Genomic DNA, 25,229 nt, shown 5'->3' on the forward strand with positions numbered 1-25,229 from the left:
GGCCGGGGGGGGGGGGGGGGGGGGGGGGGGGGCGGGGCGCGGGGGGGGGGGGGGGGCGGCTGGGGTGGGTTTCCCGCCCCCCCCCCCCCACCCGCTCCGACCCGTCCCCTCCCGTTGAGGGATGGAAAAAACGGTGAGTGGGGGCTTATGCGACTGGTCCGGTGCGCGTGGTGAAGAGCAGTGACTCGACGCCCGCCCCCACCCAGCCGTACTCACTCCTCCCACGGGAGGGGACGGGCCGGAGGGGCAGGGTTTCCGGACGTAAAGCGAAGCAGTCCGGAAACCCTGCCCCGGAGGCCCGTCACCGCACCCGACAACCACCCGCCCGCCGCAGGCGCAACGGCGAGAAACCACCATGGCGGGAAAGACAACAACGTGGGCCGAAAGCCAAGCGCAGCCGGAACGGCGGGGAAGACAACAACGTGGGGAGACAATGAGGTCGTGAACGACCTCGACACCTTTCACCGCCTCCTCGCCCCGGAGGGGCAGACGCTGCTGGCCGAGTTGCGGGACCACGACCCGGCGGACGAGCTGGCGACAGCCACCCGGCTGCGGCGGGACCACCCGGCGGAGCTGGTCTCCGCGGCGCTCGGGCAGGCCCGGCTACGGCAGCGGGCGGTGGCGAAGTTCGGGGCGGACGCCTGGCGGATGTACTTCACGCCGAACGGTGTCGAGCAGTCCACCCGCACCACGGTCGCCACCCACCGCGCCACCCGCCTCGCCGCGCTGGGCATCCGTTCGCTGGCCGACCTGTGCTGCGGCATCGGCGGCGACGCGCTGGCGCTGGCGCGGGCCGGAATCCGGGTACTGGCCGTGGACCGCGACCCGTTGGCGTGTGCGGCGGCGCGGGCCAACGCCGAGGCGCTGGGGCTGGCGGAGCTGATCGAGGTGCGCTGCGCGGATGTGACGGAGGTGGACACCGCCGGGTACGACGCGGTGTTCGTCGACCCGGCGCGGCGGAGCAAGGTGCGGGGCGGCCGGCTCTTCGATCCGGAGGCGTACGCGCCGCCGCTGTCATGGGCCGTGGAGGCGGCCCGCAGCGCACCGGTCGCGGCGCTCAAGATCGCGCCGGGGGTGCCGCACGAGGCGCTGCCGGAGGACGCCGAGACGGAGTGGATCTCGGACGGCGGTGACGTCAAGGAGGCCGTGGTGTGGTTCGGGACGGGCCAGGGCGCGGCGGCCCGCCCGGTGCCCGGCGGCCGCCGCGCCACGCTGCTGCCCGCCGGGGACTCCCTGCTCGGCACCGGGCTGCCGGACCCGTCCGCCGGCGACGACGCACCGCAGGCGCCGGTCGGCCCGGTCGGCGACTGGCTGTACGAGCCGGACGGGGCGGTGATCCGGGCGCATCTCGTCGCGGACGTCGCCCGGCAGGTCGAGGGGCGGCTGATCGACCCGACGATCGCCTACATCACCGCGGACCAGCTGACGGAGACGCCGTACGCGACCGCCTACGCGATCACCGATGTGCTGCCGTTCCACGTCAAGAGGCTCAAGGCGCTGCTGCGGGAGCGCGGGGTCGGGATCGCGGTGATCAAGAAGCGGGGTTCCGCGGTGGAGCCCGAGGAGCTGCGCAAAAAGCTGAAGCTGGGCGGCGGCCGCACGTCCTGCACGATCTTCCTCACCCGGGTCGCCGGGGCCCCCACGATGCTGCTGGGGCACCCGGCCACGGACCCGGTCACGCCAGGCCGGTGAGGTCCTCGGCGTAGACCCGGGGACAGCGGCTGCGGGCCAGTGTGCCGCTGACGGGTGCACCGGCCCGTTCCGTACCGCGCCGGCCCGTCAGGGCAGCACCCCGGGCCGGACACCGGGCCGGGGGCGGCGGCGAGGACTCGCAGAGGGACGGAACGAGCCCTCGCCGGGCGTCACGAGTAGAGGTTGTGCTTGCTCATCTCGTGGACGTGATCGTGGTCGTGGTGGTGGTGCGCGGGTGCGTCCTCGGGGAACTCGCCGGGCACATGGGGTTCGGTGACCGGGAGCGAGGAGTCCGCGGAGAGGTCCCAGGCGGAGGCCGGCCGGTTGCGGGCCACCATCTCGGCGCCCAGGGCGGCGACCATCGCACCGTTGTCGGTGCACAGCTTGGGCCGCGGCACCCGCAGGGTGATGCCGGCGTCCTCGCAGCGGCGCTGGGCCATCGCCCGCAGCCGGGAGTTGGCCGCGACCCCGCCGCCGATCATCAGGTGGTCCACGCCGTTGTCCTTGCAGGCCCGGACGGCCTTGCGGGTCAGCACGTCCACCACTGCCTCCTGGAAGGACGCCGAGACGTCCGCCACCGGCACCTCCTCACCGGCCGCCCGCTTGGCCTCGATCCAGCGGGCCACGGCGGTCTTCAGGCCGGAGAAGGAGAAGTCGTAGACCGGGTCGCGGGGGCCGGTCAGCCCGCGCGGGAAGCGGATCGCGTCGGGGTTGCCCTCGCGGGCGTAGCGGTCGATGACCGGGCCGCCGGGGAAGCCGAGGTGCAGCACCCGCGCGATCTTGTCGAACGCCTCGCCCGCCGCGTCGTCGATCGTCGAGCCCAGGGGGCGTACGTCGGAGGTGATGTCCGGGGCCAGCAGGAGGGAGGAGTGGCCGCCGGACACCAGCAGCGCCATGGTGGGTTCCGGCAGCGCGCCGTGTTCCAGCTGGTCGACGCAGATGTGCGAGGCGAGGTGGTTGACGCCGTAGAGCGGCTTGCCGAGGGCGTAGGCGTACGCCTTGGCGGCCGAGACGCCGACCAGCAGCGCACCGGCCAGGCCCGGTCCGGCGGTGACCGCGATCCCGTCCAGGTCGGAGGCGGCGACCCCGGCGTCCTTCAGGGCCCGCTGGATGGTGGGGACCATCGCCTCCAGGTGGGCGCGCGAGGCCACCTCCGGCACCACGCCGCCGAAGCGGGCGTGCTCGTCGACGCTGGAGGCGACCGCGTCGGCCAGGAGGGTGTGGCCGCGGACGATGCCGACACCGGTCTCGTCGCAGGAGGTCTCGATGCCGAGGACGAGCGGTCCGCCGCGTGAGTCAGCCATGGTTGTCAAGTTCCTTGTACGGAGGGTGCTTCGGAGGAGGTCTGGGTGGTGCGGCGCATCACGAGGGCGTCGACGTTGCCGGGCTGGTAGTAGCCGCGGCGGAAGCCGATCGGCTCGAAGCCGAAGCGCTCGTAGAGGCGCTGGGCGCGGAGGTTGTCGACCCGTACCTCCAGCAGCACCTCATGGCATTCGAAGTCGGTCGCGGCGCCGAGGAGTTCGGTCAGCAGCCGGGCGCCGAGGCCGGTGCCCCACTGGTCGCGGGCGGTGGCGATGGTCTGGACGTCGCCGGTGCCGTCGATGGCGGCCAGCCCGCCGTAGCCGACCATCCTGCCGTCCTGCTCGGCGACGAGGTAGCGGCGGGTGGCGAACGGCCCGCGCGCATGCGCCAGCTCGGACCAGAACATGCCCGGCGACCAGGCGTCCTCGGGGAACAGCTCGCGCTCCAGCTCCAGCACCGGCGCGATGTCCCACCAGCGCATCTCGCGCAGCGCGGGGCCGCCGGGCGGTGGCGCCGGGGAGCACTGGCCGGACGGCGGGCGGGCGGTCACCGGGGAGTGACCACCTTGTAGTTGGCGGGGACCTGGGCGTCCGGGCGCCGCAGGTACAGCGGCCGCGGCGGCAGCAGCTCCTCGCCCGCCGCGAGCTTCCCGGCGGCCAGCGCGGCCAGCGCGCCGGCGGACTGGTGCTCGGGGGCCTCGCGCCGTACGCCGGTGAAGACCGTGTCGTAGAGCACCGCGCCCGCGCCCACGGCCGGGACGCCGGCCACCTGGTCGGCGATGTCGGCGGGGCGGTCGACGGCCGGCTCGGTCAGCCGGGTGCGGGCATCGCCGTAGCGCGCCCAGTAGACCTCCTTGCGGCGGGCGTCGGTGGCCACGACGAAGGGCTCGGTCAGCCCGGAGGCGTGGGCGAGGCCGTCCAGGGTGCACAGGCCGTGGACGGGCACGCCGAGCGCGGCGCCGAAGGTGTCGGCGGTCACCAGGCCGACGCGCAGCCCCGTGTACGGTCCCGGGCCCACGCCGACCACGATGTCGCTGACCTCGTCGAGCCGGTGGCCGGCCTCGGCCAGCACCCGGTCGACGGCGGGCAGCAGCAGTTCACCGTGCCGGCGCGCGTCCACCTGGCGGGACTCGGCGAGGACGCGGGTGCCGTCATGGAGCGCGACGGTGACGGCAGGGGTGGCGGTGTCAAGAGCTAGCAGCAGCACGTCCTCAAGACTACGGCTCGGCGGGTGGTCCCCGTTCCCGGTGCTACCGTCGCCCCGTAGCCCAGCAGCAAGCAGCCCGGCAACCAGGCCCGGGACTCCCCGACGGCGGGGAGCGCGAGGAAAGGTGGCACAGCGGTGCCCGCTAAGAGCAGCACGATCGTCACCGCGCTGACCACGGCGGCCCTGGTCGCGGTCGGAGTGCTCGGCTACCAGGCCGCGGCGTCCGCCCCGGACAACCTGGCCCAGGCCCGTAAGGACAACCGCCACAGCGCCTCCGGGAAGCACGCGCACCGGCCCGCCAAGAAGGACAAGACCCCCGCCCCGGCGCCGGTGCCCGCGGCGTCCGGCCAGGGCAAGCGGATCGTCTACGCGCTCGGCGCCAAGCGGGTCTGGCTGGTCGACGCGCAGGACAAGGCGCTGCGGACGTTCCGGGTCGCGCCGAGCGCGGTGAGCCCGCAGCCGGGGTCGTACCCGGTCGGCTCGCGGTCGGTCAGCGTCACGGGCTCGGACGGGATCGCGATCGAGCACGTCGTGCGGTTCGCCAATGTCAGCGGCGTCACGGTCGGCTTCAGCGCGGCCGTCGACGGCTCCCGGCCCGACCCGGGCGCGACGGCGAAGACCGGCGGTATCCGTCAGTCGCGCGCGGACGGCAAGGCGATGTGGGACTTCGCGCCCACCGGCACCAAGGTCGTCGTGGTCTCCTGACCGCACGGCTCCCCTGGCGGTCCATTCGCCCCTATGGGCTACGCCGCGTCGCGGCCTTTGCTGGACGCCGCCCCGGACCGGGGCTGCTCCTCCGCCTCCGGCTCGTCCGCCGGACGCGCGGCGCCGCTCTGACCGGCTTCCTCGGCGGCGTCGGGGGGCGTGGAGACCGCACTGGCCGCGGCGCACGCGGCCAGCAGTTCGTTCATGGTCGGCGCCTCGCGCGGATCGCGCCCGGCCGCCGCGACGGGGATGCCCGCACGCCCCTCGGGCGTGGGGCAGTGCTGGTGGGCCGACATGGACGCCTCCCGGGGCTCCTGGGGCAAGCGACAGAAGCTAGGCTTACTACTTAGGCTTACCTAACTGGGGTCTCCACCCATGTGACCACGCCCGGCACCGGGTACGCAACATCTTACCGACGGCTTGTCGGAAACTACGGACGTCCGGCGGCCTCCGCGGCGGGCGGAATCCCTGCCGCGACCGCCGGCCCCGCCGTCAGCAGGCCTCCAGCGCGGGCAGTCCGGCGTCCGCCCAGCGCGCGCCGAGGCCGGTGACCGTCACCTCGCGCACATCGTCGACGTCGTCCTCCAGGGCCCCGTCCGGCCCGCCCGGGGCGTCGGCGCCCACGGCCCGGCCGATGACCACATGCAGCCGGTCCTCGGACAGCTCCTCGACCTTGCCGTCGCCCCACTCCACGACCACCACCGACTCCGGCAGCGAGACATCGAGGTCCAGGTCCTCCATCTCGTCCAGCCCGCCGCCGAGCCGGTACGCGTCGACGTGCACCAGCGGGGGGCCGCCGGCCAGCGAGGGGTGCACCCGGGCGATGACGAAGGTGGGAGAGGTGACGGCGCCGCGCACGCCCAGGCCCTCGCCCAGGCCGCGGGTCAGCGTCGTTTTGCCGGCTCCCAGCTCACCGGTGAGCAGGACCAGGTCGCCGGGGCGCAGCAACGGGGCCAGACGGCGACCCAACTCCTGCATCTGTGCGGGGGACTTGACGGTAACGTGCGCCATCGCGCCGGTGGTGCTCATGCCGCAAATGGTACGGCCTGCCCCTCTCCCGACCACCACCCCTCAACGACGCCCTGCCGGACGGCAGCCCTGTCCCTCTCCCGGCCGCCACCCCGCGAGGACACCACCGCGCGGGGTCCGCCGCCCCGGCCCGCCGGGCCCCGCTCGCCGGGCCGTCCGCTCAGGCGCGGGCGTGCCGGGAGGTGCGGGCCGCCGCGCCCGCCCGTTCCACCAGCGACACCAGGTGCTCGTTGACCAGCTCGGGCCGCTCCAGCATCACCAGGTGCCCGGCCCCGGGGACGCACACCAGCTCCGCGTCGGGCAGCACCTCGGCGATCGCCCGGCTGTGGTCGGCCGGGGTGATCAGATCGCTCTCCCCGGCGAGCACCAGGGCGGGCACCGCGTCGTACGCCACCAGCGCCTCGGTCTTGTCATGCACCGCGAACGCCGGGAAGAACTCGGCGACCACGTCGATCGGGGTCGCCTCGATCAGCCGCTCGCCGAACCGCGCGATGCCCGGGTCCACCTTCTCCGGCGTCCCGAACGAGTACCGCTTGATCAGCCCGGCGAAGAGGTCGGCGGTGGCCCGGCGGCCGCGCTCGACGATCTCGCGCTGCCAGCCCAGCGCCTTCAGCACACCCGGTGCGAGCCAGTGGAAGGCCTTGACGCCCATCGACGGGAGCCCGAAGCCGACCTCGCTGAGCCGGCCCGCCGACGTGCCGATCAGGGCCACCCCGACCACCCGCGCCGCGACGTACTCGGGGAACTGGTCGGCCAGCGCCATCACCGTCATCCCGCCCATGGAGTGCCCGACCAGCACGATCGGCCCCTCGGGGACCGCGGCGTCCAGCACCGCCTTCAGGTCCCGGCCCAGCAGGTCGATGGTGACCGGTTCCGTGCCGTCGATCTGGCCGTGGCCGCGCGAGGAGCGGCCGTGGCTGCGCTGGTCCCAGTGGACGGTGCGCACCGTGCCGCGCAGGGCGGAGCGCTGGAAGTGCCAGGAGTCCTGGCTGAGGCAGTAGCCGTGGCTGAAGACGACCGTGGGGGCCTGTCCGCGCCGGCCCAGCGCCGCGGTCAGCCGCTTGCGCAGGCCGCCGTGCGCCTCCTGCGCGGCCCGTGCCTCCTTGCCGCGGACCGGCTTGGCTGACCGGTCGGCCTTGGCGCCCTTGCCGTTCCTGGCCTTGCCCGTCCGGTCGTCCTTCTCCGGCCGGGCCGTCTCCACGCCGGGCTCGTCGACCTCGTAGTACAGCTCGGTGCCGTCCTCGGCGATCGCCGCGCCCGGTGTGCCGCGCAGCGTGCCGTACGGGCCGGCGGCGTCCAGCGCGAGCCGGGCCCGGCGGCGCATCCCGCGGCCGACCGTCATCCGCTCTATCGCCACCCCGGCCGCGGCACCCGCCGCGACCACGCCGATCGCGGCGCCGGCCACCCCGGCGTGCCGGCCGGCCCGTGCCCAGTTCCCGGCCGCCTCGACGGCCGTCTCGACCGCCTCCACGGCGGCGTCCTGTCCCTCGGTCATGCCGTACCCCCCGTGAGCGCGCTGTCTCCTTCGGCCTCGCTCGGCGTGCCGCTGTCCACATAGACGCGCGGGACCCGGGTTCCGATCCGCGTGACGATCTCGTAGCCGATGGTTCCGGCCACCCTCGCCCAGTCCTCCGCGGTCGGCTCACCGCGGTCCCCCGGGCCGAACAGCACCGCCGGATCGCCCGGCGCGGCGCTGTCCCCGCCCAGGTCGACCACGAACTGGTCCATCGCGATCCGCCCGGCGACCGTCCGCCACTTGCCGGCGACCAGCACCGGGCCGGTGCCGGAGGCGTGCCGCGGGATGCCGTCCGCATAGCCGAGCGGGACCAGCGCCAGGGTGGTCTCGCCGGGCGTCGTGTAGTGGTGCCCGTACGACACGCCGTGCCCGCCCGGGACGCGCTTGACCGACGCCAGCGCGGCCTCCAGCGTCATCGCGGGCCGCAGCCCCAGCTCCGCGGAGGTGCCGACCTCGGGGCTGGGCGAGATGCCGTAGACGCCGATGCCGGTGCGGACCAGGTCGAAGTGCGCCTCGGGGAGGGTGAGCAGCGCCGGGGTGTTGGCGATGTGCCGCACCTCGGGGCGCAGGCCGGCCTTCTCGGCGGTGCCCAACGCCTCCTGGAAGGCGGCCAGCTGGGCGGCGATCGAGGGGTGTCCCGGCTCGTCGGCGCAGGCGAAGTGCGACCAGACGCCGGTGACGGTCACCGTGCCGTCGGCCTCGGCGGCGCGGGCCGCGGTGGTCAGTTCCGGCCAGTCGGCGAAGGCGCAGCCGTTGCGGCCAAGCCCGGTGTCGACCTTGAGCTGGACCCGGGCGGTCCGGCCGCACTCGCGCGCCGCCGCGGTCACCTCGCGCAGCGCCCACAGCCCGCTGACCGAGATCTCGATGTCCTGCTCGATGGCCCGGCGCCAGGGGCCGCCCGGCGTCCACAGCCAGCACATCAGCCGCCCGGTGTCACCGGCAGCGCGCAGCGCGAAGGCCTCCTCGGGCAGCGCCGTGCCCAGCCAGGCGGCACCGGCCTCACGGGCGGCGCGCCCGCAGCGCACCGCCCCGTGTCCGTAGCCGTCGGACTTGACCACGGCCATCAGCTCTGCCCGGGGTGCGCGGGCCCGCAGCGCACGGACGTTCGACCGCACGGCGGCGAGGTCGATGGCGGCGCGGGCGCGCATTGCTGTCTCGTTCATCCCCCTCAGTGTCGCAGGCGACGCCGCGGGGCCCCGGGGGACGGGCGGGGAAACCGTGCTCACACGCCGGGCTTCCGCCCCCAGACGTACACGGTGTCGCCCGTCCTCAGCACTTCCCACACCCGCCGCGCGTCCGTCATCGTGAGGTTGACGCAGCCGTGCGAGCCGGGCCCCGAGTAGATGTCCTCGTAGACGCCGTGCAGCGCCTGGCCGCGGTCGAAGAACTGGGCGTACGGCATCCGCGTGCCGTACAGGTTCGAGATGTGGTGCCGGTGGCGCAGGTAGATCCGGTGCGAGCCGGTGCGGGTCTCCATCGTCGGCGCGCCGGACCGGATCACCATCGGTTCGAGGATCACCCGCCCGCTCTGCTGCACCCACATCAGCTGCCGGTTCAGGTCGACGCACGCGGTCCGCTGTGCGAGGGCGGGGCAGTGACCGGCCCGGTTGGGGTCCTTCCTGGCCCGCATCAGCCGCACCGTCGCCCCGGTGACCGGACCGGCGAACCCGGTCGCCGGCGCGATGCGGTGCTCCCGCTGGAAGCGCCGGATCGCCCGGCAGTCGCCCGTGCTCTGCCGCCCGTCCACCTGCCGCCCCAGGTAGCCCTCCGTAAGCCGCTGGTAGGGCCCGGTGGCGGCGCTGCACCGCGGCGCCCGCAGGCCGGCGCGGACGGCCTCGGTCCGCGGCACGTACTCGGTGTGCCGGGCTCCGGCGGCCGCCCGCTGTGCGCGCGGGAGCCCGGGAACCAGGCCGGGCAGCCGGTACGCGGCGGCCGGGGACGTCACGGCCCGCGCGGGCGACGGCGCCACGGCCACCGCGGGCGGCCCGGCGACAACGAGGAGCGAGGCGCAGACCAGCAGCGCCGAAAGGGAGCGTCTCATGCCCTCACGCATGCCGTGGGCGGCCGGTCGTACAAGCCCACCGGACGCCAGGTTCGCCCTGGTGCCCGCACCGTTCCCCCGCCGGGCGTAACGCCGCCCGTGAGCTGTCAGTCCGTCACATCGCGCCAGGCGGCGCCCAGATGGTCGGCGACCTCGGAGGCCAGGACCGGCGCGCCGGACCGTCCGGCCGCGCGGCGGGCCGCCAGCCCGTGCAGATACGCGCCGACCGAGCCGGCGTCCCGCGCCGGCAGTCCCGCGGCCAGCAGCGACCCGGTCACCCCGGACAGCACGTCCCCGCTCCCGGCCGTCGCCAGCCAGGCCGTCCCGGTGGGGTTGGCCCGTACCGGGCCGTCCGCCGCCGCGACCAGCGTCGTCGAGCCCTTGAGCAGCACCGTGGCGCCGTACCGCGCCGCCAACTCCCGTACGGAGGACAGCCGTGCCGCCTCGATCTCCTCGCGGCCGCGGCCGAGCAGCGCGGCGGCCTCCCCGGCGTGCGGGGTCAGCAGGGTCTCGGCGGTGCGCGCGCGGACCCGCTCGGGCGTCAGGAACCGCAGGCCGTCCGCGTCCACCAGCACCGGCACGTCCGCGGCGAGCACGTCCTCCAGCGCCTCCGCCTCGTCCCCGATGCCCGGCCCGATCACCCATGCCTGCACCCGGCCCGCCTTGTCCGGCGGCCCGGGGTGCACCAGCGTCTCCGGGAAGCGCGCCAGCACCGCCTCGGCGGCCGGCCCGACATACCGCACGGCCCCCGCGCCGCCGCGCAGCGCGCCCGCCACCGCGAGCACCGCCGCCCCCGGATACCGCGCGGACCCGGCGACCACCCCGACCACGCCCCGCCGGTACTTGTCGCTCTCCGGCGCCGGACGCGGCAGCAGCTCCGCCACGTCCGCGTGCTGCAGCGCCTCCAGCGCGGCGTCCCCGGGCAGCGTCAGCCCGATGTCCACCAGCCGCAGCGCACCGGCCCGCTCCCGCGCCGGATCGATCAGCAGCCCCGGCTTGTACGCCCCGAACGTCACCGTCGCATCGGCCCGTACGGCGGCCCCGTGCACCTCGCCGCTGTCCGCGTCCACCCCGCTGGGCAGGTCGACCGCCACCACGGGCGCCGACTCCCGCGCCGCCCGCGCGAGTTGCGCGGCCTCCGGGCGCAGCCCGCCCCGTCCGCCGATGCCGACGATGCCGTCCACGACCAGATCGGCGCGCGCGAGGTCGCGCGGCGGGTCGTCCGAGACCCGCCCGCCGGCCGTCCGCAGCGCGGCCAGCCCGCCCGGGTGGGCCCGTTCGGGCGACAGCAGCACCGCTGCCACCCCGGCCCCCCGCCGGGCCAGCCGGGCACCGGCGTACAGCGCGTCCCCGCCGTTGTCGCCGCTGCCCACCAGCAGCACCACCCGGCTGCCGTACACCTTGCCCAGCAACTCCCCGCAGGCCACGGCCAGTCCGGCCGCCGCCCGCTGCATCAGGGCCCCCTCGGGCAGCCGGGCCATCAGCTCCCGCTCGGCGGCCCGTACGGTCTCCACGCTGTAGGCAGTCCTCATGCCTCCAGTCTCACCCCTCGGCGATCACCACGGCGGAAGCAACTCCCGCGTCATGGCTCAGCGAGACATGCCAGGACCGCACCCCCAGCTCAGCGGCCCGCGCCTCGACCGTGCCCCGCACCCGCAGCCGCGGCTGCCCGCTGTCCTCGACGTACACCTCGGCATCGGTCCAGTGCAGCCCGGCCGGCGCGCCCAGCGCCTTGGCGACCGCCTCCTTGGCGGCGAACCGCGCCGCCAGGGAGGCCACACCACGCCGTTCACCGCTCGGAAGTATCAGTTCCTCGTCGATGAACAGCCGCCGCGCCAGCTCCGGCGTACGCTCCAGCGCCGCCCCGAACCGGTCGATCTCGGCGACGTCGATCCCGACCCCGATGATCATTCCACCGTCACCGACTTGGCGAGGTTGCGCGGCTGGTCGACCTCGTTGCCGCGGGCGGTGGCCAGCTCACAGGCGAAGACCTGGAGCGGGACGGTGGACACCAGCGGCTGCAGCAGCACCGGCGTCCGCGGAATCCGCACGAGGTGGTCGGCGTAGGGCACCACCGTCTCGTCACCCTCCTCCGCGATCACGATCGTCCGCGCCCCCCGGGCCCGGATCTCCTGGATGTTCGACACGATCTTGTCGTGCAGCACCGACCGCCCCCGCGGCGACGGCACGACCACCACCACCGGCAGATCGTCCTCGATCAGCGCGATCGGCCCGTGCTTGAGCTCCCCGGCCGCGAAGCCCTCCGCGTGCATGTACGCGAGCTCCTTGAGCTTCAGCGCGCCCTCCAGCGCCACCGGGTAGCCCACGTGCCGCCCGAGGAACAGCACCGTGTTCTTGTCCGCGAGGCTGCGCGCCAGCTCCCGCACCGGCTCCATCGTGCCCAGCACCTGCTCGACCTGGGTGCCGATGGCGGCCAGTTCGCGCACCACGGCCCGGATCTCGTCGCCCCACTTCGTGCCGCGCACCTGCGCGACGTACAGCGCCACCAGGTAGCAGGCCACCAGCTGGGTCAGGAACGCCTTCGTGGAGGCCACCGCCACCTCGGGCCCGGCGTGCGTGTACAGCACCGCGTCCGACTCACGCGGGATGGTCGACCCGTTCGTGTTGCAGATGGCCAGCACCTTGGCCCCCTGCTCCCTCGCGTGCCGCAGCGCCATCAGGGTGTCCATGGTCTCGCCGGACTGGCTGATCGCGATCACCAGCGTGTGCCGGTCCAGGATCGGGTCCCGGTAACGGAACTCGCTGGCCAGCTCGGTCTCGCACGGAATCCGCGTCCAGTGCTCGATCGCGTACTTGGCGATCATCCCCGCGTGGAACGCCGTCCCGCAGGCCACGATGACGACCTTGTCGACCTCGCGCAGCACCTCCGGCGGAATCCGCACCTCGTCCAGCGACAGCACACCCGAGGCGTCGATCCGCCCCAGCAGCGTGTCCGCGACGGCCTTCGGCTGCTCCGCGATCTCCTTGAGCATGAAGTAGTCGTAGCCGCCCTTCTCGGCGGCCGAGGCGTCCCAGTCGACGTGGTACTCCCGCACCTCGGCGGGCGCCCCGTCGAAGTCGGTGACCGTCACGCCGTCCCGGCGCAGCTCCACGACCTGGTCCTGGCCCAGCTCGACGGCTTCCCTCGTGTGCGCGATGAACGCCGCCACATCCGAGGCGAGGAAGGCCTCCCCGTCCCCGACACCCACCACCAGCGGCGAGTTCCGGCGCGCCCCCACCACCACATCCGGCTCGTCGGCATGCACCGCGACCAGCGTGAACGCGCCCTCCAGCCGCCGGCACACCTGCCGCATCGCCTCGGCCAGCTCCCCGCACGACGAGTAGGCCTCGGCGAGCAGATGCGCCACGACCTCGGTGTCCGTCTCGGACGCCAACTCATGGCCCCGGTCGGTCAGTTCGGTGCGCAACCCGGCAAAGTTCTCGATGATGCCGTTGTGCACGACCGAGACCCGCCCGGCGTTGTCCAGATGCGGATGGGCGTTCTCGTCGGTGGGCCCGCCGTGCGTCGCCCACCGCGTGTGCCCGATCCCCGTCGACCCGGCCGGCAACGGACGGTCCGCCAGCTCCTTCTCCAGGTTGGCGAGTTTCCCGGCCTTCTTGGCCGCCGCCAGCCCCCCATCCGCCAGCACGGCCACCCCCGCGGAGTCATACCCGCGGTACTCCAGCCGCTTCAACCCGGCCAGGACAACGTCCAGGGCACTCTGCCCGCCCACATATCCCACGATTCCGCACATGGGGGCAGGGTACGCGCAGCGTCCTGCCCAGCGGTGGTACGGCAACGCGGCCGGCTCGGCAGCCGGACCGACCGCCCTCGACGTCGGGCTACGCCCCGGGCCGAGACCCGCCGCGAGGCCTCGCGGGAACGCTCACCGACCGGCGTCGGGCCCGGGACCGGGGAGGAGGCCCTCCAAGTACCGCGTACGGCTGTCCTTCATCACCATGCGGGCGACGAGGAGACAGCCGAACGCGGCGAGGCACAGGATGCCGGCCCCCCAGCGTCCGACACCGCACACGACGGCACCGAGGGCGACGACCCCGGCCACGAGCCACCACAGCCCCTTGGCATGCAGCTCCGGACTCCAGGCCGGGTACGTACGAACCGCCCGCAGACCGTCTCCCTCGGGGAGGGACGCGGCGGCTGGTACGGGAGCACCCTCGGGGCACTCCGACTCTCCGGGGACCCTGAGGACGCCCTGCACACACCGTTGCCCGTCCAGCACCAACATCGCCCGCACCCTCTTCGTCCCCGGGCGGCCGGCGGCGAATTCCACCCAGTACAGCTTCGCCTCACGTCCCCTGAGCTCCAGGGAAAGCTGCGACGGGTCGATCGCCGGATCAAGCAGGAGATCCCACTCGTACCCGCCGAACTCCACACGGGGCTTCGGCCGGGTGGTCGTGACGCCCTTGGTGTCCGTGGTGCTGTCCGCCACCACACCCACGCCCTTCACCGTGACGGGAAGCGAGCGGCACACCCCCTTCCCGAGCGGACGCCGCAGCCCCCGGGACGCCTTGGGGAAACCGCCGAAACACAGGCCCCAGAGCAGCGAGCAGCCCGCCAGGAACAGAACGATGAACACGATGCCCCCTTGAGCGGAGCCACCCGCCTTCTCTTCCAGGGCCGCGCGGTCACCGCCGGCGAGAACCCCGAGATCCGCCGAGGCCGGCGCATAGAGCGCCCAGACCTTTTCGCCGCGACTCACCTGGCGTTCCGAGGTGAATTCCACCCTCTCGGACCTGGTCTCGGCGCCGAACGGCACGGAGACCCGGGCGGCAACCTCATAATGCCCGGAGTGCTTTTCCCGCACGTACTCGGACGAGAGCACCTTCTCGACGGACACCGCCCTGATGCCCCCCTTGGCCTCGACGATCCGGGCGGCTTCCGGGGAGAACGATATGGCGGCGTAGAAGAACAGCCCCACCGGAATGACGGTGGCCCACACCCCGGCGACGATCCACCCGCCGTTCTGACCGGGCCACCAGTGCCTGCGCGTCCCGGCCCGGTCCGTCCGAGCGCCGGAGCCCGGCCGCAGGCACCTCAGGGCACCCACCAGCCCGACCACCGTCAGCGCCAGACACCCCAGGAGATCCCACCGCGGCAGCGGCGTGGAGGGCCGCATCAACGCGCACACCACGGCGGCCGACACTCCCCCACCGGCCGCCACCAGGCAGACATTGACGACACGGTTCCGAGTCATCCGAAAGCATCCCTCACACTTCGCCCCTGAGACGCTGACTGAGCCTCAGGCTTCTGTCCTCCCCTCATCATCGCCCTGGACCGTCGCCTACTGGACCGTTGCCCGGGGCTGTCCCGTGAGGATGGCGGCGTGAGACTCTCCGGCGCCCGAACCGGCGGAGACACGGCATGGCGCCCACAGCCAACCTGGCTGATCCGCCACCGAGTTGAGGACGTAGCCCCGCAGCCCCCGCCCCCTCAATACCCCCGAGTTATCCGCTCGTGCGCCTCCCGCACCGTCTCCAGTGACTCCTCGTCCGCCTCGGGGTCGGCGCCGGGGCCGTCGGACGGCTCGTAGCGTTCCAGGAAATCGGCGAGATCCTCGCCCAGGTCCTCGTCCGGCAGTTCCTCGGTCAGTTCGGCGTACACCAGGGCGGCGAAGCCGTCCGTGGTGCCGTCGGCTCCGTCGTGGTCCGTGCCGGTGGTACTCCCCCACGGTCGCTGTCCCAGCAGACCGGCCTTACGCGCGCGCACCCCGCACCCCCTCCTTCGTCCGCGGCCCGGCGTCCGGGCCCTTCCCCGCCGCCGACCGTACCGGGCGAAAACCGCCGGGTACAGACAGGGTGGCCGAGAATCACCCAAGACCGCCCCGACATCCACAAGACCACCCCAGGACCTCCGGCCGGGCACCCCGAGATGAACGGCGGGTGCCGCCTGCGCACAATGGGCGCGTGCCCCTGACGACCGATCCGCAGCAACGACGCCGCGCCGACAGCTCCCCGTACGTCGACCTGACACGCGCCCAGTGGAGTGCCCTGCGGGAGAAGACCCCGCTGCCCCTGACGGCCGACGAGGTCGAACAGCTGCGGGGCCTGGGCGATGTCATCGACCTCGACGAGGTACGCGAGGTCTATCTCCCGCTGTCCCGGCTCCTCAACCTCTATGTCGGCGCCAGCAGCAATCTGCGCGGCGCGCTGAACACCTTCCTCGGCGACGCGGGCGGCGGCCCCCAGCCCGGCACCCCGTTCGTCATCGGGGTCGCGGGCAGCGTGGCGGTCGGGAAGTCCACCACCGCCCGGCTGCTGCAGGCGCTGCTGGCCCGCTGGCCCGAGCATCCGCGCGTCGAGCTGGTCACCACCGACGGTTTCCTGTTCCCCAACGCCGAGCTGCACCGGCGCGGCCTGATGTCCCGCAAGGGCTTCCCGGAGTCCTACGACCGGCGGGCGCTGACCCGCTTCGTCGCGGATGTGAAGTCCGGCCGGGCCGAGGTCACCGCACCGGTCTACTCCCACCTGATCTACGACATCGTGCCGGGCGAGCAGCTGACCGTGCAGCGCCCGGACATCCTCATCGTCGAGGGCCTGAACGTCCTCCAGCCGGCGCTGCCCGGCAAGGACGGCCGCACCCGCCTCGGGCTCGCCGACTTCTTCGACTTCTCCGTCTACGTCGACGCCCGCACCGAGGACATCGAGAAGTGGTACCTCGGGCGCTTCCGCAAGCTGCGCGAGACCGCCTTCCAGAACCCGTTCTCGTACTTCCGCAAGTACACCCAGGTCTCCGAGGACGAGGCCCTCGACTACGCCCGGATGATCTGGCGCACCGTCAATAAGCCCAATCTGCAGCAGAACGTCGCCCCGACCCGCGGCCGCGCCAACCTCGTGCTGCGCAAGGGCCCGGACCACAAGGTGCAACGGCTGTCGTTGCGCAAGCTCTAGGGAAGGCGGACACCGTGCTGCATCTGCGCCTGATCGTCCCTGCGGACCGTACGGACGAGGTGCTCCAGCTGCTGGAGAAGACCGTGGGGACGACCCATCTCGTGGTGCTGAGCGGGGCGTCCCGTGATCCGGCCGGCGATGTGGTGATGTGCGACGTCGCGCGGGAGGCCGGTGACGGACTGCTGGCGCGGCTGCGGGAGATGGACCTCGACAAGACCGGTGCGATCGCGATCGAGCACATCGACCTGTCGCTGTCCCGGCGGGCCGACCGGGCGGAGGACGAGGCGCCCGGCGAGGGCGCGGACGCCGTGCTGTGGGAATCGCTGACCGACGCCACCCACGAGGAGTCCACGCTCTCGGCCACCTACCTCGCGTTCCTGTCCCTCGCGACGATGATCGCGGCCTGCGGTGTGGTCCTGGACAACGCCATCCTGATCGTCGGCGCGATGGCGGTCGGCCCCGAGTTCGGCCCGCTGGCGGGCATCTCCACCGCGCTGGTCCGGCGCGCCCCGCGGCTGGCCTGGCGCTCGCTGGTGGCGCTGGTCGTGGGCTTCGCCGTGGCCATGGTGCTGACCTGCGGTTTCAGTTACTTCATGGACGCGGTGGGGCTGTTCACCGAGCACCGCGTCGAGGGCCCGCGGCCCAATACGTCGTTCATCTGGCGGCCGGACTGGATGTCGTTCGTCGTCGCGTTCCTCGCCGGTGTCGCCGGCACCCTCTCGCTGACCTCGGCCAAATCCGGTGCCCTGGTGGGGGTGGCCATCTCGGTGACCACCGTCCCCGCCGCCGCCAACGCCGCCGTCGCCTTCACCTACGGCGACTACGCACAGACCTGGGGCTCCTCCATCCAGCTGGGGCTGAACCTGGCGGGCATCGTCCTCGCCGGCACCCTCACGCTGGCCACCCAGAAACTCCTGTGGGCCCGGCACCACACGGCCCCGGCGCCACGCTAGGCCCGGTCGTCGCACGCCCGTCGCGAGGCAGGCGGGAGTGCGACGGCAGGACCTCATCCGGCCTGGTCCGCCCCCTCCTCCAGCCGTCGAGCGGCCGGCCGCTCACGCCCCCAGGCGGCCAACGGCTGGAGTGCGTCGTTGAGGCGCATGCCGTCCTCGGTCAGCGAGTACTCGACGCGGGGCGGCACCTCGTCGTAGGAGACGCGGTGCACGACACCGTCCGCTTCCATCTCGCGCAGATGAGAGGCGAGCACCTTCTCGGTGATCCCCGGAAGCAGCCGGCGCAGCTCCCCGAAGCGGCGGCAGGGGTGCTCGTGGAGCGCCCAGAGGATCAGTACCTTCCACTTGCCGCCGATCACCTCCATCGCGGCGTCGATCCCGCAGGCGTGTCCGTCCGGGGCGCCCGGCCGATTCAGCGTTGTCATGCCCTGCCCTTCTGACCTGCTCGCTCACCCCGGGGTAAGCACCCACTCCGAAGTGCGTACTTGATCATCTACGGGCCTGTGACCAGCCTGATCGGCATGGCACAGACCACTGTTGAGAAGACCTCCGTCACCCTGCTCGGCCTCGGCGCGATGGGCACCGCGCTGGCCCGTACCTGGCTTGCCGCCGGCCACCCGCTCACCGTATGGAACCGCACCCCGTCCCGCGCCGCGGCGCTCGCCGCCGACGGCGCGAAGAGCGCGGACAGCGCCGCCGCGGCGGTCGCGGCGAACGCCCTGGTCCTCGTCTGTCTGCTGGACGACGCCTCGGTCGACAAGGCCCTGGCCGGCGCCGACCTGGCCGGCAAGGACCTGGTCAACCTGACCACCAGCACCCCTGCCCAGGCCCGCGCCCGAGCCGAGTGGGCCCACGAGCGCGGCGCCCGCTACCTGGACGGCGGGATCATGGCCGTCCCGCCGATGATCGGTGTCCCGGAGGCCGGCGGTTATGTCTTCTACAACGGCTCGCGGGAGCTATTCGAGCAGCACCGGGAGACGCTGGGCGCCCCGGCCGGGACCACCTATGTCGGCCAGGACGCGGGCTTCGCGGCCCTGTACGACGTGGCCCTGCTCAGCGCCATGTACGGGATGTTCGCCGGGGCCGCGCACGCCTACGCCCTGATCCGCAAGGAGGACATCGACCCCACGTCGCTCGCCCCGCTGCTCGCCGACTGGCTCGCCGCGATGGCCCCGTCCGTTCACCAGACCGCCGACCAGCTGCGGAGCGGCGACTACACCGAGGGGGTCGCCTCCCCTCTCGCCATGCAGGTGGCCGGCGCTCAGACCTTCCTGAGCACCGCCGAGCAGCAGGGCGTCAGCCCGGAACTGCTCAGCCCCTACTTCGCGTTGATGCGCCGCCGCCTGGCCGAGGGCAGCGGCGAGGAGAGCCTGACGGGCGTGATCGACCTGCTGGTGCGCTGACCGCCCGTCCGGCGACAACCGGGTGGCCAGGTCCGCAATGAAGGGCTGTGACCAGCGCATTCCCCACACACACCAGTCGGCGCGGGCAGCACCACACGGCCTCGCCCCGGCCCGGCGGATACCGGACCGGGGCGAGGCCGAAGAACAGACGGAACCGCGAGGGCTCCCCGGTGGCCGAGGCCACCGCGTACCGCGCCTATCCCAGCGCCGACTTGACCACGTCCGCCAGCCGCTCGGCCACCGCGCGGGCCTGCTCGATGTCCGCGGCCTCCACCATCACCCGCACCAGCGGCTCCGTACCGGACGGCCGCAGCAGCACCCGCCCGGTGGCGCCCAGCTCCCGCTCCGCCTCGGCGACCGCCGCGGTCACCTCGGGCGAGGTGCCCACCCGGGACCTGTCGACGTCGGGGACGTTGATCAGGATCTGCGGCAGCCGCTCCATGACGCCCGCCAGCTCGGCCAGCGGCCGGCCGGTCGCGGCGACCCGCGCGGCCAGCATCAGCCCGGTCAGCGTGCCGTCGCCGGTGGTGGCGTGGTCCAGCACGATGACGTGCCCGGACTGCTCGCCGCCCAGCGCGAAGCCATGTGCCTTCATCTCCTCCAGGACGTAGCGGTCGCCGACCGCGGTCTGGACGAGGTCGATGCCCGCGCGCTCCATGGCCAGCTTGAAGCCGAGGTTGGACATCACGGTGGCGACGACGGTCTTCTTGCGCAGCGTGTCCGCCTCGCGCATGCCGATCGCCAGGACGGCCAGGATCTGGTCGCCGTCGATCTCGTTGCCCTCGCGGTCCACGGCCAGGCAGCGGTCCGCGTCGCCGTCGTGGGCGACGCCCAGGTCGGCGCCGTGCTCGACGACGGCGTCGCGCAGCAGCTGGAGGTGGGTGGAGCCGCAGCCGTCGTTGATGTTCAGGCCGTCGGGGTCGGTGCCGATCGTGATGATGTCGGCGCCGGCCCGCGCGAACGCCTCGGGCGAGACCCGCGCCGCCGCCCCGTGCGCCCCGTCGATGACGATCTTCAGCCCGTCCAGGCGGTTGGGCAGCACCCCGACGAGGTGCGCGACATAGTTGTCGAAGCCCTCGTCGTAGACGGTGACCCGGCCCACGCCGGCCCCGGTCGGCCGCTCCCAGGGCTCACCCGAGCTGTGGGCGCGGTAGGTCTCCTCGATCCGGTCCTCCAGCTCGTCGGCGAGCTTGTGACCGCCGCGGGCGAAGAACTTGATGCCGTTGTCGGGCATCGGGTTGTGGCTGGCGGAGAGCATCACGCCGAGGTCCGCACCGAGCGAGCCGGTCAGATACGCGACCGCCGGGGTCGGGAGCACCCCCACCCGCAGCACGTCCACACCGGCGCTGGCCAGGCCCGCGACGACCGCGGCCTCCAGGAACTCGCCGGACGCGCGGGGGTCACGTCCGACCACCGCCACCGGCCGGTGCCCTTCGAAGGTGCCCGCTTCCGCGAGCACATGCGCCGCCGCGACCGACAGACCGAGCGCCAGCTCCGCCGTCAGATCCGCATTGGCGACACCGCGCACCCCGTCCGTGCCGAAGAGTCGTCCCACTGGTGTCCTCCGAGTAGATGAGCTTGGACCAGAGCATTAAGTCCAGGTATACGCCCCTGGTCGTGGATAGCCGAACGCCCCGGCAGCACGGAGGTGCCACCGGGGCGTTCGCCAAGGCTGCATGGTGCAGCGCGCGCGATTAGCGCTTGCTGTACTGCGGCGCCTTGCGGGCCTTCTTCAGACCGGCCTTCTTGCGCTCGACCGCACGGTCGTCACGCTTGAGGAATCCGGCCTTCTTCAGCGCGCCGCGGTTGTTGTCCACGTCCGCCTCGTTCAGCGCACGGGCCACACCCAGGCGCAGCGCACCGGCCTGGCCGGAGATGCCGCCGCCGGAGATGCGGGCGACCACGTCGTAGCGGTTGTCGAGCTCGAGCACCTTGAAGGGCTCGTTGACTTCCTGCTGGTGCACCTTGTTGGGGAAGTAGCCCTCAAGGGTGCGACCGTTGATCTTCCACTGGCCGGTGCCCGGAACGATCCGGACGCGGGCGATGGCGTTCTTGCGACGGCCCAGGCCGGCAGCCGGCTGCGGGTCGCCGAAGCGGGAGGCGAGGGACTCGGAGGTGTACTCCGACTCCACGACCTCGGTCTCGGTGGTGTATTCCTCGACGGCGTCGTCGTTCTCGATGACGGTCTCGGGAGTGGTCTCGGCCACGATGCTCCTCAGAATTCTCTGTCGTCTTAGGGGGTGGCCGGAACTACTGCGCGACCTGGGTGATCTCGAACGGGACCGGCTGCTGCGCAGCGTGCGGGTGCTCGGCACCTGCGTAGACCTTCAGCTTCGAGAGCATCTGACGGCCGAGGGTGTTCTTGGGGAGCATGCCCTTGATGGCCTTCTCGACGGCCTTCTCGGGGTTCTTGTCGAGCAGCTCGTCGTAACGGACGGAGCGCAGACCACCCGGGAAACCAGAGTGGCGGTAGGCCATCTTCTGGGTCCGCTTGTTGCCCGACAGGTGCACCTTGTCGGCGTTGACGATGATGACGAAGTCACCCATGTCAACGTGCGGCGCGTAGACCGGCTTGTGCTTACCCCGGAGGAGGGTCGCGGCCTGGGTGGCCAGACGGCCCAGGACAACGTCCTGCGCGTCAATGATGTGCCACTGGCGCTGGACATCGCCGGGCTTGGGGCTGAACGTACGCACGTCTTAGCCTTCGCTTCTTAAGTGAATGGGTCCTGTACTGGTCGCCGTGACCGGTCCCGCAGCGGGGCGGCACTACGGGTGACGCAACCCGATCGTCCGCCGCTGGTTACCGGCCCAGGAACCGGCGTAAGGGCCCCTCACGTGAGATAGAGCAAGCCAATACGCATAACGAACCAGCAGAATACCGGGCCGTCCCCAGCGGGGTCAAAACGCCTCCCGAACCGGCGTGCGGACGCCGCACCGGACGCCCGGCACCGGCCGCCCCGCTAGCGCGCCCGCTCCACCCTCCGCTCGTCCCACACCGGCTCCGCCGTCTCCCGCACCATCCCGTCCGACCCGAAGACCAGGAACCGGTCGAAGGAGCGCGCGAACCACCGGTCGTGGGTGACCGCCACCACGGTCCCCTCGTACGCCTCCAGCCCCTCCTGGAGCGCCTCGGCGGACTCCAGGTCCAGGTTGTCGGTCGGCTCGTCCAGCAGCAGGGCCGTCGTACCGGCCAGCTCCAGCAGCAGGATCTGGAAGCGGGCCTGCTGGCCGCCGGAGAGCCGCTCGAAGCGCTGCTCGGCCTGCTTCTCCAGCTCGTAGCGGCGCAGCGCGGACATGGCCTGGCCCTTGTCCTTGGCGTGCTCGGTCCACAGGACGTCCAGCAGGGTGCGGCCCATCAGCTCGGGGTGGGCGTGCGTCTGCGCGAAGTGACCGGGGACGACCCGGGCGCCCAGCTTCCAGGCGCCGGTGTGCGCGACGGGGTTCTCCGCTGCGGCGTCGCCGCCGGCCAGCAGCCGCAGGAAGTGCGACTTGCCGGAACCGTTGGAGCCCAGGACCGCGACCCGCTCGCCGTAGAAGATCTCCAGGGAGAAGGGCTTCATCAGGCCGGTCAGCTCCAGCCCCTCGCAGGTGATCGCGCGCACACCGGTCCGCCCGCCGCGGAGCCGCATGGTGATCTCCTGCTCGCGCGGCGGCTCCGGCGGCGGCCCGGCCTCCTCGAACTTCCGCAGCCGGGTCTGCGCCGCCTGGTAGCGGGAGGCCAGCCCGTCGTTGAACGCCGCCTTGTTCTTGAGCGTGTTCACCAGCTGCTTCAGCTGGACGTGCTTCTCGTCCCAGCGCCGCCGCAGCTCCTCGAAGCGGGCGAAACGCTCCTTGCGGGCCTCGTGGTAGGTGCCGAACCCGCCGCCGTGCACCCAGACGTCGGAGCCCGCCGGGCCCGGCTCGACGCTGACGATCTTCTCGGCAGAACGGGCCAGCAGCTCCCGGTCGTGCGAGACGAACAGCACCGTCTTGGGGGTCTGCCGCAGCTGCTCCTCCAGCCAGCGCTTGCCCGGCACGTCCAGGTAGTTGTCCGGCTCGTCCAGCAGCAGCACCTCGTCCGTACCGCGCAGCAGCGACTCCAGCACCAGCCGCTTCTGCTCGCCGCCGGACAGCGTGCGCACCTTCCGCCACTGCGCCTTCTCGTACGGCATGCCCAGCGCCGCCGTCGTGCAGATGTCCCAGGCGGTCTCGGCCTCGTAGCCGCGGGCCTCGGCCCAGTCGCTGAGGGCCTGGGCGTAGGCCATCTGCGCGGCCTCGTCGTCGTCCTCGGCGGTCATGATCGCCAGCTCGGCGGCGTCCACCGCGGCGGCGGCCTCCCTGATCCGCGGCTGCGCCACGGAAACCAGCAGGTCACGGACCGTGCGTTCATCCCGTACGGACCCCACGAACTGCGGCATCACGCCCAGCCCGCCGCTGACCGTCACCGACCCGCCGTGCGGCTCCAGCTCCCCCGCGATCAGGCGCAGCAGCGTCGTCTTGCCGGCGCCGTTGGCTCCCACCAGCGCGACCGACGCGCCCTCCCCCACCCGGAAGGACACGTCCCCCAGCAGGACCCTGCCGTCCGGCAGGTAGTACTCCAGATGTCCGGCCTCAAGATGTCCCATGAGCGGATTGTGACCGCCCTCCGCGCCGTCCACCAACCCCATTAGGATGCGCGGCATGAGCTTTGGGCAAGGCGGGCCGTTCGACGGCCCCGGGGGTTCTTCGTCGTCCACGCCTGACTGGGGCGCACTCGCCGAGGAGGGTGAGGCCTCGGCCCGCCGGAAACGCTGGATGTGGATCGGTGGCGGCGTGGTGGCCGCTCTGGCGGTGGCCGGCATCGTCACCGCCGCCGTGATGAACAGCGGCAGCGCGGCGGGCGGCAAGCCCACGGCGGCAGCCACCGCCTCCGAGGAGGCCGTGCCGGACGACAAGCCGTCCTTCCCCGACGTCTCCGTCCCGCCCCCGCCGAACCCGCGCGACTACATCACCGACCCCAAGAAGGACAAGGCGCCGCTGACCCCCGCCACCCTCTTCCCGCAGAAGAGCATGGTCGTCGGCGCGCACTCCTACCCGCGCGTCAAGACCGCCACCACCAAGGACTGCACCGCCGCCGCCCAGGGCCAGCTGGTCTCCTCGCTGTCCCACAACGGCTGCCGGCAGCTGCTGCGGGCCACGTACTCCAGGGGCGGCGTCGCGGTCACCGTAGGGATCGCGGTCTTCGACTCGCCCGCCAGGGCCGCCAAGGTCATGAACGAGAACAAGGCCAACCTCATGCCGCTGCCCGGCGGCGGCGTGCCCTCGGACTTCTGCCAGGGCACGAAGTGCCGGATGGCCACCAACGCCACCGGCCGCTACGCCTACTTCACCATCGCCGGCTACCTGAACGGCAAGGACGTCACCGGCTCCGAGACCAAGGCCCGGCAGATCGCCCGGGACGGCGGCGCCTACGCGTTCGGCCGGATCACCCAGCGCGGCAAGGACCAGGCCGCGAAGGCCGGCGAGCAGCAGCTCAGGGACGCCCAGAAGAAGGCCGGCCGGTCCTGACGACACCGCGGGTGACGCCGCCGGCCGGGCGGCGCCACCACGAGGCCGTACGGGCCGCCGCTCAGCAGCAGCCGCCCGCCGGCAGCGTCCGCTTGTTCCGCGCCTCCTGGTTGCGCGCCATCAGCAGCTCGTCGGCCGGGTAGCCGACCTCCTCCAGCGTCAGCCCGTGCGGCCGTACGACATGCACCGCGGAGTCCCGCACCCCGGCGGCCAGCACCTTGCCGGGCCACTCCACGGGCCGGTGCCCGTCGCCGACGAACAGCATCGCCCCCACCAGCGACCGCACCATGTTGTGGCAGAAGGCGTCCGCCCGCACGGTCGCCGTGATGATCCCGTCCGCCCCGCGCACCCAGCTCAGCTCCTGGAGGGTGCGGATCGTCGTCGCGCCCTCCCGCCGCTTGCAGTACGCCGCGAAGTCGTGCTCGCCCAGCAGCGGCCGGGAGGCCTCGTTCATCGCCTCGACGTCCAGCTCCCAGTCGTGCCACAGCACATGGCCGCGCAGCAGCGGGTCCACCCCGCCGTGGTGGTCGGTCACCCGGTACGCGTAGCGCCGCCAGATCGCCGAGAACCGCGCGTTGAAGCCGTACGGCGCCTCGTCGAGCCGCCACACCCGGACATCCTTCGGCAGCCGCCCGGCCAGCCGCCGCAGCAGCTTGTCCCGGTGCTCCGCCCACAGCTCCGCGGGCAGATCCACATGCGCCACCTGCCCCCGCGCGTGCACCCCCGCGTCCGTCCGCCCTGCCACGGTGAGCTCGTACGTCTCCGCGGACCGCGTCACCGTACGCAGCGCGTCCTCGATCTCCCCCTGGACGGTCCGCCGCCCGCCGGCCTGCTTCGCCCACCCGGAGAAGTCCCTTCCGTCGTAGGAAAGGTCCATCCGCACCCGGACCGCGCCCGGCTTCACTTCGTCACTCACACCGCAATCCTCTCAACCCCGCGCGGCACCG

Annotated in this window: 25 protein-coding genes; 6 read left to right on the top strand and 19 right to left on the bottom strand. The window is 73.0% G+C overall.

The features are described 5' to 3' along the window. The first annotated feature begins 441 nt into the window (after positions 1-441). The gene (locus ACGFN2_RS28955) at positions 442-1,692 is read left to right on the top strand and encodes a methyltransferase domain-containing protein (protein WP_393365477.1); all 1,251 of its coding nucleotides are present in this window, start codon (positions 442-444) and stop codon (positions 1,690-1,692) included. 170 nt (positions 1,693-1,862) lie between these two features. Here ACGFN2_RS28955 and tsaD read toward each other — a convergent pair whose 3' ends face one another. The 3 genes from tsaD to tsaB form a co-directional block, all read right to left on the bottom strand. Next, positions 1,863-2,996: a tRNA (adenosine(37)-N6)-threonylcarbamoyltransferase complex transferase subunit TsaD gene (gene tsaD, locus ACGFN2_RS28960; protein ID WP_362606010.1), complete on the bottom strand. Its 1,134-nt coding sequence runs from the start codon at positions 2,994-2,996 to the stop codon at positions 1,863-1,865. 5 nt (positions 2,997-3,001) lie between these two features. Further along, positions 3,002-3,475: a ribosomal protein S18-alanine N-acetyltransferase gene (gene rimI / locus ACGFN2_RS28965; RefSeq protein ID WP_362606024.1), complete on the bottom strand. Its 474-nt coding sequence runs from the start codon at positions 3,473-3,475 to the stop codon at positions 3,002-3,004. A gap of 65 nt (positions 3,476-3,540) precedes the next feature. Continuing rightward, positions 3,541-4,200 carry a tRNA (adenosine(37)-N6)-threonylcarbamoyltransferase complex dimerization subunit type 1 TsaB gene (gene tsaB / locus ACGFN2_RS28970; RefSeq protein WP_362606007.1) on the bottom strand — a complete coding sequence of 220 codons (660 nt, stop codon included), beginning with the start codon at positions 4,198-4,200 and terminating at the stop codon, positions 3,541-3,543. A 135-nt stretch (positions 4,201-4,335) separates the two neighbouring features. On the opposite strand from tsaB, the gene ACGFN2_RS28975 reads away from it, so the two are divergent. Further along, positions 4,336-4,905 carry a L,D-transpeptidase gene (locus tag ACGFN2_RS28975; RefSeq protein WP_362606005.1) on the top strand — a complete coding sequence of 190 codons (570 nt, stop codon included), beginning with the start codon at positions 4,336-4,338 and terminating at the stop codon, positions 4,903-4,905. Between the two features lie 38 nt (positions 4,906-4,943). Here the strand turns inward: ACGFN2_RS28975 and ACGFN2_RS28980 are convergent, their stop codons facing one another. The 10 genes from ACGFN2_RS28980 to ACGFN2_RS29025 all read right to left on the bottom strand — a co-directional run bounded on the left by ACGFN2_RS28980 (position 4,944) and on the right by ACGFN2_RS29025 (position 15,219). Further along, positions 4,944-5,228, bottom strand: coding sequence for a hypothetical protein (locus tag ACGFN2_RS28980; RefSeq protein WP_393365480.1), 285 nt, complete (start codon positions 5,226-5,228; stop codon positions 4,944-4,946). Between the two features lie 169 nt (positions 5,229-5,397). Continuing rightward, positions 5,398-5,934 carry a tRNA (adenosine(37)-N6)-threonylcarbamoyltransferase complex ATPase subunit type 1 TsaE gene (tsaE, locus tag ACGFN2_RS28985; RefSeq protein WP_362606000.1) on the bottom strand — a complete coding sequence of 179 codons (537 nt, stop codon included), beginning with the start codon at positions 5,932-5,934 and terminating at the stop codon, positions 5,398-5,400. A 160-nt stretch (positions 5,935-6,094) separates the two neighbouring features. Beyond that, entirely contained in the window at positions 6,095-7,429 is a 1,335-nt protein-coding gene (locus tag ACGFN2_RS28990) for an alpha/beta fold hydrolase (protein WP_393365483.1), read from the bottom strand. Beyond that, positions 7,426-8,613, bottom strand: a complete 1,188-nt coding sequence (gene alr, locus ACGFN2_RS28995) for an alanine racemase (protein WP_393365485.1) — start codon at positions 8,611-8,613, stop codon at positions 7,426-7,428. Before alr ends, ACGFN2_RS28990 begins: the two co-directional genes overlap by 4 nt. Before the next feature lie 59 nt (positions 8,614-8,672). Beyond that, positions 8,673-9,491: a L,D-transpeptidase gene (locus ACGFN2_RS29000; RefSeq protein WP_362605992.1), complete on the bottom strand. Its 819-nt coding sequence runs from the start codon at positions 9,489-9,491 to the stop codon at positions 8,673-8,675. Between the two features lie 107 nt (positions 9,492-9,598). After that, on the bottom strand, positions 9,599-11,023 hold the full coding sequence (locus ACGFN2_RS29005) for an NAD(P)H-hydrate dehydratase (RefSeq protein WP_393365487.1): 1,425 nt from the start codon (positions 11,021-11,023) through the stop codon (positions 9,599-9,601). Between the two features lie 10 nt (positions 11,024-11,033). Continuing rightward, positions 11,034-11,402 carry a holo-ACP synthase gene (locus tag ACGFN2_RS29010; RefSeq protein WP_362605988.1) on the bottom strand — a complete coding sequence of 123 codons (369 nt, stop codon included), beginning with the start codon at positions 11,400-11,402 and terminating at the stop codon, positions 11,034-11,036. Beyond that, entirely contained in the window at positions 11,399-13,246 is a 1,848-nt protein-coding gene (gene glmS, locus ACGFN2_RS29015; protein ID WP_393365490.1) for a glutamine--fructose-6-phosphate transaminase (isomerizing), read from the bottom strand. The genes ACGFN2_RS29010 and glmS overlap by 4 nt, the downstream gene beginning before the upstream one ends. Positions 13,247-13,378: 132 nt before the next feature. Further along, a complete protein-coding gene (locus ACGFN2_RS29020; RefSeq protein ID WP_393365492.1) occupies positions 13,379-14,707 on the bottom strand; it encodes a hypothetical protein in 1,329 nt (442 codons plus the stop codon). A gap of 236 nt (positions 14,708-14,943) precedes the next feature. Continuing rightward, entirely contained in the window at positions 14,944-15,219 is a 276-nt protein-coding gene (locus tag ACGFN2_RS29025; RefSeq protein ID WP_393365494.1) for a hypothetical protein, read from the bottom strand. 197 nt (positions 15,220-15,416) lie between these two features. On the opposite strand from ACGFN2_RS29025, the gene coaA reads away from it, so the two are divergent. Further along, the gene (coaA, locus tag ACGFN2_RS29030; RefSeq protein ID WP_362605979.1) at positions 15,417-16,400 is read left to right on the top strand and encodes a type I pantothenate kinase; all 984 of its coding nucleotides are present in this window, start codon (positions 15,417-15,419) and stop codon (positions 16,398-16,400) included. A gap of 14 nt (positions 16,401-16,414) precedes the next feature. Next, the gene (locus tag ACGFN2_RS29035) at positions 16,415-17,353 is read left to right on the top strand and encodes a DUF389 domain-containing protein (RefSeq protein ID WP_393365497.1); all 939 of its coding nucleotides are present in this window, start codon (positions 16,415-16,417) and stop codon (positions 17,351-17,353) included. Between the two features lie 53 nt (positions 17,354-17,406). Here ACGFN2_RS29035 and ACGFN2_RS29040 read toward each other — a convergent pair whose 3' ends face one another. After that, positions 17,407-17,778 carry a winged helix-turn-helix transcriptional regulator gene (locus tag ACGFN2_RS29040; RefSeq protein WP_393365499.1) on the bottom strand — a complete coding sequence of 124 codons (372 nt, stop codon included), beginning with the start codon at positions 17,776-17,778 and terminating at the stop codon, positions 17,407-17,409. A 96-nt stretch (positions 17,779-17,874) separates the two neighbouring features. On the opposite strand from ACGFN2_RS29040, the gene ACGFN2_RS29045 reads away from it, so the two are divergent. Continuing rightward, positions 17,875-18,756 (top strand): NAD(P)-dependent oxidoreductase, encoded by an 882-nt coding sequence (locus ACGFN2_RS29045; protein ID WP_393365501.1) that lies wholly within the window; start codon positions 17,875-17,877, stop codon positions 18,754-18,756. A gap of 196 nt (positions 18,757-18,952) precedes the next feature. Here ACGFN2_RS29045 and glmM read toward each other — a convergent pair whose 3' ends face one another. The 4 genes from glmM to ACGFN2_RS29065 form a co-directional block, all read right to left on the bottom strand. Continuing rightward, complete coding sequence (gene glmM / locus ACGFN2_RS29050; protein WP_362605973.1) at positions 18,953-20,311, bottom strand: phosphoglucosamine mutase; 1,359 nt, start codon at positions 20,309-20,311, stop codon at positions 18,953-18,955. Between the two features lie 139 nt (positions 20,312-20,450). Further along, positions 20,451-20,963 (bottom strand): 30S ribosomal protein S9, encoded by a 513-nt coding sequence (gene rpsI, locus ACGFN2_RS29055; RefSeq protein WP_018090882.1) that lies wholly within the window; start codon positions 20,961-20,963, stop codon positions 20,451-20,453. 43 nt (positions 20,964-21,006) lie between these two features. Then, positions 21,007-21,450 (bottom strand): 50S ribosomal protein L13, encoded by a 444-nt coding sequence (gene rplM, locus ACGFN2_RS29060; protein WP_362605970.1) that lies wholly within the window; start codon positions 21,448-21,450, stop codon positions 21,007-21,009. A 266-nt stretch (positions 21,451-21,716) separates the two neighbouring features. Next, positions 21,717-23,360, bottom strand: coding sequence for an ABC-F family ATP-binding cassette domain-containing protein (locus ACGFN2_RS29065; protein ID WP_393365504.1), 1,644 nt, complete (start codon positions 23,358-23,360; stop codon positions 21,717-21,719). 55 nt (positions 23,361-23,415) lie between these two features. On the opposite strand from ACGFN2_RS29065, the gene ACGFN2_RS29070 reads away from it, so the two are divergent. Further along, complete coding sequence (locus ACGFN2_RS29070; RefSeq protein WP_362605965.1) at positions 23,416-24,282, top strand: hypothetical protein; 867 nt, start codon at positions 23,416-23,418, stop codon at positions 24,280-24,282. A gap of 61 nt (positions 24,283-24,343) precedes the next feature. Here ACGFN2_RS29070 and truA read toward each other — a convergent pair whose 3' ends face one another. Then, positions 24,344-25,198: a tRNA pseudouridine(38-40) synthase TruA gene (gene truA, locus ACGFN2_RS29075; RefSeq protein ID WP_362605962.1), complete on the bottom strand. Its 855-nt coding sequence runs from the start codon at positions 25,196-25,198 to the stop codon at positions 24,344-24,346. Positions 25,199-25,229 lie beyond the last annotated feature (31 nt).

This window comes from Streptomyces sp. NPDC048612, from assembly GCF_043199295.1.
Classification (GTDB): Bacteria; Actinomycetota; Actinomycetes; order Streptomycetales; family Streptomycetaceae; genus Streptomyces.

What these genes read in the sequence shown, in the direction of transcription:
- ACGFN2_RS29010 (WP_362605988.1), bottom strand. Translation starts at nt 11,402, where the DNA reads ATGATCATCGGGGTCGGGATCGACGTCGCCGAGATCGACCGGTTCGGG.
- rimI (WP_362606024.1), bottom strand. Translation starts at nt 3,475, where the DNA reads ATGCGCTGGTGGGACATCGCGCCGGTGCTGGAGCTGGAGCGCGAGCTG.
- ACGFN2_RS29000 (WP_362605992.1), bottom strand. Translation starts at nt 9,491, where the DNA reads ATGAGACGCTCCCTTTCGGCGCTGCTGGTCTGCGCCTCGCTCCTCGTT.
- ACGFN2_RS29065 (WP_393365504.1), bottom strand. Translation starts at nt 23,360, where the DNA reads ATGGGACATCTTGAGGCCGGACATCTGGAGTACTACCTGCCGGACGGC.
- tsaD (WP_362606010.1), bottom strand. Translation starts at nt 2,996, where the DNA reads ATGGCTGACTCACGCGGCGGACCGCTCGTCCTCGGCATCGAGACCTCC.
- ACGFN2_RS29020 (WP_393365492.1), bottom strand. Translation starts at nt 14,707, where the DNA reads ATGACTCGGAACCGTGTCGTCAATGTCTGCCTGGTGGCGGCCGGTGGG.
- ACGFN2_RS29005 (WP_393365487.1), bottom strand. Translation starts at nt 11,023, where the DNA reads ATGAGGACTGCCTACAGCGTGGAGACCGTACGGGCCGCCGAGCGGGAG.
- tsaE (WP_362606000.1), bottom strand. Translation starts at nt 5,934, where the DNA reads ATGAGCACCACCGGCGCGATGGCGCACGTTACCGTCAAGTCCCCCGCA.
- glmS (WP_393365490.1), bottom strand. Translation starts at nt 13,246, where the DNA reads ATGTGCGGAATCGTGGGATATGTGGGCGGGCAGAGTGCCCTGGACGTT.
- ACGFN2_RS29070 (WP_362605965.1), top strand. Translation starts at nt 23,416, where the DNA reads ATGAGCTTTGGGCAAGGCGGGCCGTTCGACGGCCCCGGGGGTTCTTCG.
- ACGFN2_RS29045 (WP_393365501.1), top strand. Translation starts at nt 17,875, where the DNA reads ATGGCACAGACCACTGTTGAGAAGACCTCCGTCACCCTGCTCGGCCTC.
- ACGFN2_RS29040 (WP_393365499.1), bottom strand. Translation starts at nt 17,778, where the DNA reads ATGACAACGCTGAATCGGCCGGGCGCCCCGGACGGACACGCCTGCGGG.
- ACGFN2_RS28990 (WP_393365483.1), bottom strand. Translation starts at nt 7,429, where the DNA reads ATGACCGAGGGACAGGACGCCGCCGTGGAGGCGGTCGAGACGGCCGTC.
- alr (WP_393365485.1), bottom strand. Translation starts at nt 8,613, where the DNA reads ATGAACGAGACAGCAATGCGCGCCCGCGCCGCCATCGACCTCGCCGCC.